Below are 6,523 nucleotides of genomic sequence, written 5' to 3' on the forward strand. Positions count from 1 at the left end.
GGTAGCGATTGCCCGGGCATTGGCCATGGAACCGAAGATCATGCTGTTCGACGAACCGACTTCGGCCCTCGATCCGGAACTGGTGGGTGATGTATTGAACGTGATCCGCGATTTGGCCAAAGAAGGTATGACCATGCTGATCGTGACCCACGAGATGGACTTCGCGATGTCAATTTCCGATCGGGTGATTTTCATGGAAAACGGGAATATTCAGCTGGATGCCAGCCCGTATGCCATACGCAACAAGCAGACCGGCGAACGTGTCCGCCGCTTCATGGGCCTGACCGCCCAGACCGAAATGGCGCTGGCAGCGGAGTAGACCTCGGAGCAGACCAGGTCTTGGTGGCGAAAGGTCAAATCCTCTCGCCACCGCACTGCACCCGCTCATCCCAATTCCAGCATCAACCCGCTCAAGCGCTTGACCTTGCGTCGTACGGCCTCTTCGAAAATCCCGGTCCGTGGTTCGATCAGGCTAAACCAGTMCTTGGCGCGAGTGATTCCGGTGTAGATCAGCTCCTTGGTCAGCACCGGGTTCAGCGCATCGGGCAGGATCAACGCCGTATGGGCGAATTCAGAGCCTTGGGATTTGTGCACGGTCATGGCGTAGACGGTTTCCACGTCATTGAGTCGGCTGGGCAGAACAAACCTCACACCGCCCTGACCATCGTTACGCGCAAATGCGACGCGCAACACTTGGCGTCCGCCCTCCAGGCCATCGCGCTCAGGCAATTTGAGCGCGATACCGATGTCGCCGTTCATCAAGCCCAGGCCATAATCGTTGCGCGTCATCAGCACCGGACGCCCTTCGTACCACTGCTGATCACTGTCGATCAGCCGCGCCTTGAGCAACGCACCGGTAATCCGCTGATTCAACCCCTCGACACCCCATGGTCCCTTGCGCACGGCGCACAGCAACTGGAAAGCGTCGAAGGCTTGCAAGACATTGCGCGCCCACTCGACCCAGCACGGATCGTCGGGAAGTGAGTTGAAGGACGGACGCTGGTTGCGCAAAAGACTCAGGTAATGTCGATATCCCTGCGGACCTTCGCCCTGGCCTTCGAGCAATAGCCGCTCCAGCGCCCTGTCCTGCTCTCCCTTGAGAGCCAGCGAAAAAAGATCGGCATGACTGCGGGCAGCCAGCAGCTTGCGGGCCTCATCGGCCTGTTGCTGATTGACCCGGCGCGCCAGTTGACCAATGCCGCTGCCTTCGCCAAATCGCCGCGAATGACGCAGCATCACGACCTGCTGGGCCAGCGGGTGACTGGCGTCGGTATCTTCCTGCAGGCCACTGGAACCGAGTTTTTCACCACTGACGGCCTCCAGCCAGTCACGGGTCTGCGGACTGTACCAACCGGCCTCGGCATCGCGGCACAGATCACCGAGTACGGCCCCGGCCTCCACCGACGCCAACTGATCCTTGTCACCAAGCAAGACCAACCGGGCATGCGTCGGTAATGCATCAAGCAGGTTGGCCATCATCTCCAGATCGATCATCGAGGCTTCGTCGACCACCAGCACATCCAACGGCAGGCGATTGCCGGCGTGATGGCGGAAATGCCGGGTTCCCGGCCGGCTGCCGAGCAGACGGTGGACCGTGGTCACGTCAGAGGGGATTTTGTCCCTGACGCTCTCGGCGACCTGCAGTGTGCGAACTTGCTGGCTGATGGACTCTGTCAGCCGCGCGGCGGCCTTGCCCGTGGGGGCGGCAAGTCGAATCCGCAGTGGCTTGCCCGCCTCCACGGCTGGCGCCTGGAGCAAGGCCAGCAAACGCACAACCGTGGTGGTTTTACCGGTTCCCGGCCCCCCCGTAACAATGCTGAATGCACCGCGAGTGGCCAGGGCACAGGCGAGTTTTTGCCAATCGATCTGCGTGCTGGAACTGGCCAGGCCAAACAGGCCACTCAGGCGTTCGGACAGGTCATCAGGTGTTGGTTCATGGACGATAAGTCGTTGGCGCAGTGCATTGTCGATGCGCCGTTCGTACGTCCAGTAACGGCGTAAATACAGTCGCTTGCCGGACAAAACCAATGGGCGCTGCTGTGTTTCGTCACGCCCATCGGCAGCCAGCGCCACAAGGCTGCTGGACGCCAGGACCTTGCACCAGTGCGCTCCCTCCAATGCTTCAAGCAATTGCGATGGCAACAACAGGGTTCCGGTCTGCAGATCGCCTTCCGGTGGCAGGGAAAGCGCGAAGTCCGGTTCCTTGAGCGTCTCGAACAGATCAAGACACACGTGCCCGTGTCCCAGTTGATGGCTGGTCAAGGCTGCCGCCAGCAACACCAGCGGATCGCCATCAGGTGCCAGTTCGTGGAGGAAGGCGACAAAGGCTTTGTCCAGCGCCCGAAGCCAGCCACGCTCGACCCAGCGCTCGAGTAACAGCAGCAGGTCATCGGCGCGGCTCAGCGGCGTCAGTTGCGCAAGGCTCTCGGCCGTCAACGGCGTGGGTAACAAATCAGCAAAGGAACGGCTCATAGCAATACACCCTGCTCCCAGGCCGGTTCAGGCTTGGGTTCTGGTTTTCCCTGGAACAGCCGGTCCAGACGCTCGATCAACTCCCGTGGCGGACGGGTGAAATACACGCCTTGGCTGGGGCCCCGAGTGCCCCGCAGGAACAGGTACAAGGCGCCGCCCATGTGCCGATCGTAATCGTAATCAGCGAGTCGTGCCTTTAGTTGGCGATGCAGCGCCAGTAGATACAACACATATTGCAGGTCGTAGCGATGATCGAGCATCGACTGTTCCATGGCCTGCTCGGTATAGGCCGAATCGTCAGCACCGAGCCAGTTGGACTTGTAATCCGCAACGTAGTAACGCCCCGCGTGCTCGAACGTCAGGTCGATAAAGCCTTTGAACATGCCATTCAGCAGTACGGGCTCGGCAACGACACGAGAAGCGCCGGCATGGGTGAATTGGCGCACCAGCTCGTCGAGCTTCAATACATCGACTTTATGGCTGGCAAACCAGAACTCCATCTCGACCCGGTACTCGGTCAGTTGCTCGAACACCACGGGTGGTTGCTCGGCTCCGATGCGTAATGGCGCTTGTAACAAATGCTGCAGCCAGTCGCTTAGGGTATTTATCCAGCCCTCCCAGCCACGGCGGTTGCAGCGGCGCGCAATGGCGTTTTCGATGGATTTCGGGTCTGCGGCGAAACCTTCGTCGCCCGCCCACTCCAATAATCCATGGAGAAAAGTCCCGGGATTCGGCCCGCGTGGGAAGCGGTGGATATCACCACCGCTGGCGAGCACTTCGCGTGGCGCCTCGGGATCAAGTCGCTCGTCGTCGAAAAGCTTTTGCGCTTGCGGGCTTTCCGGCGCCTCGTCGTTGCCGGCGCTAAGGCTATCGCCTATGCGCAACGCACTGTAGGAGGCGATCCACCAGTTCTCGGCCGCCTTGCGCTTCGGTATCAGTGGTGCGAGCAACGTTGCCTCATTGCGTGGCGGGAGAAAACGTTCGGTTGTGGCTTCAGGCATCTCGCCATAGCTCAATGCGCTGCAGTTTTGCTGCAAGTCTTCCAGCCAACGCTTCAGCGCCGTCGATTCGGCCAGTTTTTCGCCGCCACCCAGCAGATAGCCCAATGCCGACAGGTGCAGCACCGAGCTGTTGTTATTACCGCGTTTGAGGTCGGTGACACCCAGCCAGCAAGCATGCTGGGCTCGGGTCGAGGCCACATAGAGCAGACGCAAGTCTTCAGCCAGGCGCTCATCGTCCGCCAGGGCAATCAACTCAGGGGTTGGGCTCAACGTTATCTGGGCTTGCCCGTTCGCGTCGTGGTAGTGCATCGGCAAGCGACTGCCGTCCACCGGTTTTGCCGAACAGATGAACGGCAGAAAAACCAACGGATACTCAACAGAATCTGCTCTTCGCCGGCCTGCCCGGACAACGCCAGATGCTCAGACAAATGACGAATCAGGGCTTGCTCGCCATCGAGCTCGGTGGCAGCTTGTTGCAACAACTCCGAGAGATGCAGCAGGTTGGTCAGTACCCGCTCACCATCGCTTCGGGCAATCAAGGCCTGAGGCAGGTCGAAATCATGCAGCAACCGGCGCAGCATTGGCAGGATTCCCTGACTGCGCCAGATCACCCGATACTCGCGAAACTGCATGACGCGCTTCTCCCAGGCCAGCTCATCCTGGTTCAAGCGCTCCAGTTCTGTCAGGGACAGGTTCAAGGTGATGCTGGCCAGCGCTGCACGCAGTGGTCGCTCGACATCCGGCTCGGCGCAGGCCTTTAGCCAACTCAACAGGTCGTGAGCCTCCTGGGCCGCAAACACCGAGTCCTTGTCCGATAGATAAACACTGCGCACGCCTCGCGCGGACAACTCGTTACGTACTGCCTGGGCCTCTTTACCATCGCGCACCAGAATCGCGATATCCGCCGGTAGCAACCCCTGTAGATCCTCTGCCCCCCGGACAAAACCCACACGCCCCTGCTGACCGCCATTGAGCAACGCCGTAATTTCACTGGCGCAAGCCGCAGCCAGTTGCTGTCTGTACACAACACCGGACAATGGTTGCTCGCTGGACAGTTGCCAGATATTCAGCGCGGGGACGGCCTGACCGTTGATCTGCAAAGACTCTTTGCGGCCTTGAGATTCGACTGGCAGAAATGGAACCGGGTTTTCGCCGTTTTTTTCGCGAAACAGAAACGCTCCACGCCCCTGCTCACGGACTTCTGCACGCTGGAACACGTGGTTCACCGCATCAACCATCCCGTGACTGGAACGGAAGTTGGTGCCCAGGGTATGCAAGCGACCAGTCGTTGCCTGGCGCGCGCGCAAGTAGGTATAGATATCGGCGCCACGGAAGGCATAGATCGCCTGTTTAGGGTCGCCGATCAGAAACAGCCCACATTCCGGACTGTTATCTTCGATGCGATAGATGCTCTCGAAGATCCGGTACTGTACCGGGTCGGTGTCCTGGAATTCGTCGATCAACGCGACGGGAAACTGCTCGCGGATCAACGTCGCCAGACGCTCGCCACCCTCGGCTCGTAATGCAGCATCGAGCCTGAGCAACATGTCGTCGAAACCCATTTCAGCACGCCGACGTTTCTCTTCTTCAAAACGCGCCCCCACCCACTGTGYGGCATGTTTCAGGACTGCGGCATCCGGAGTCGGCAATGCATCGAGACTGGCTTTCAGGCCGGGCATRGCGTCCAGGCCGGGGTGACATGGAGCCTGACCTTTCCAGGCCTCAGCCATGCCATCGGGTGTCAAACGATTGAAGCCGGTGCCGATATCCAGTTGTTCAAGGCTGTCATCCTCGGCCCAGGCGCTGATTTTCTCGAACCAGGGCTCGAAGTAACGCGCTTGCATCTTGCGCCCGTCGACAGACTTGCTGGCGACGCCTTGCAGACAGATCTCACGCAACTCCTGCGCCCATTGTCGCCAAGGCGCCTTGAGCTCCAGCAACGCATCACGTCGAGCTTGCAGGCACTCCGTGATCAGCTCGGCAGGCTCTTTCCCTTCAGCGCTATCACGCTCACTGGCAAACAACCCGCGTACCCGTGGCAACAAGGCAGCCGGGCCGCCCCAATGGCTGCGAACCCAGTTCAGCGCATCACCTTGCATCGGGTAGCAAAACAGTCGCCAGTAATCGCGCAGAACTTCACCGAGCAAATCGCTGTGATCTACTTCAAGGGTTTGGGTGAACAGACTGCCACTGTCAAACGCGTGCTCGCGCAGCATCCGTTGGCACCAACTGTGAATCGTCGAAACTGCCGCCTCATCCATCCACTGTGCGGCGATGTCCAAACGGTTCGCACAGCCGGACCACTGTTCGGGACTGAACTGCCCCCGTAACTCGGCAATCAGGCTATCGGGCGCTGGCGTTTCGTCGCGGAAAAACCGCGCGGCCTCGGCAAGACGTGTACGGATCCGTTCACGCAACTCCTTGGTCGCGGCATCAGTAAAGGTCACCACGAGGATTTGCGGTGRCAGGAGTTCACGACCAAAACCGGCAGACTCGTCACCGTGACCAAGCACCAGGCGCAGATAGAGGGCGGAAATAGTGAACGTCTTACCGGTGCCGGCACTGGCTTCGATCAGTTGACTACCGCGAAGCGGGAAGGCTAATGCCAGAGGGACTTTCGCCGTCATGAGTGCGACTCCTCACTGGTCAATGAACGCCAAGGGGCTTCGAACAGCGGACGGTAGAGCGCGTCACACCAATCGACAAAGGTTTCGTCGGCAATCAAGGCGTTGTAATCGGCAAACTGGCGAGCCAGTGCAGGACTTTCGCGGCGCTCACCATCGGTGGTCTGACCGTCGCCCTCATAGGCCTTGCGAGCGGCAGCCTCGGCTTTGAGCGGATCAGTCTGCCCCAGCCAGGCGAAAGCCGTTTTTACCGCTACGGGCAATGGCTGGCGCATACCTGATTGCCAGGCCTGTAACAGATTGCCCAGGGTTTTCAGCGCGGCATCTTGCTCGATAGGGGCAAGCAGCAAGGTATCGTCACTGGCCACCAACCCCGTAGTCATCGACAAGCCGCTCGCGCAAGCCACCAGGTGATTAACCCAAGGA

The 6,523-nt window shown here is 59.7% G+C and carries 2 protein-coding genes and 2 pseudogenes; 1 reads left to right on the forward strand and 3 read right to left on the reverse strand.

The annotated features are described in order from the left end of the window. On the forward strand, positions 1-319 hold a 319-nt coding region (locus AC1DH9_RS24600), incomplete at its 5' end, for an ATP-binding cassette domain-containing protein (protein WP_477808942.1). 65 nt (positions 320-384) lie between these two features. On the opposite strand, the gene recD is transcribed toward AC1DH9_RS24600, so the two are convergent. The 3 genes and pseudogenes from recD to AC1DH9_RS24615 form a co-directional block, all read right to left on the reverse strand. After that, positions 385-2,472, reverse strand: coding sequence for an exodeoxyribonuclease V subunit alpha (gene recD, locus AC1DH9_RS24605; RefSeq protein WP_477808943.1), 2,088 nt, complete (start codon positions 2,470-2,472; stop codon positions 385-387). Continuing rightward, positions 2,469-6,100, reverse strand: a pseudogene (gene recB / locus AC1DH9_RS24610) (exodeoxyribonuclease V subunit beta). The gene recD and the pseudogene recB overlap by 4 nt, the downstream one beginning before the upstream one ends. Next, positions 6,097-6,523, reverse strand: a pseudogene (locus AC1DH9_RS24615) (exodeoxyribonuclease V subunit gamma); the annotation flags it as partial. The pseudogenes AC1DH9_RS24615 and recB, both read right to left, overlap by 4 nt.

Source organism: Pseudomonas sp. 05T35 (assembly GCF_056396605.1).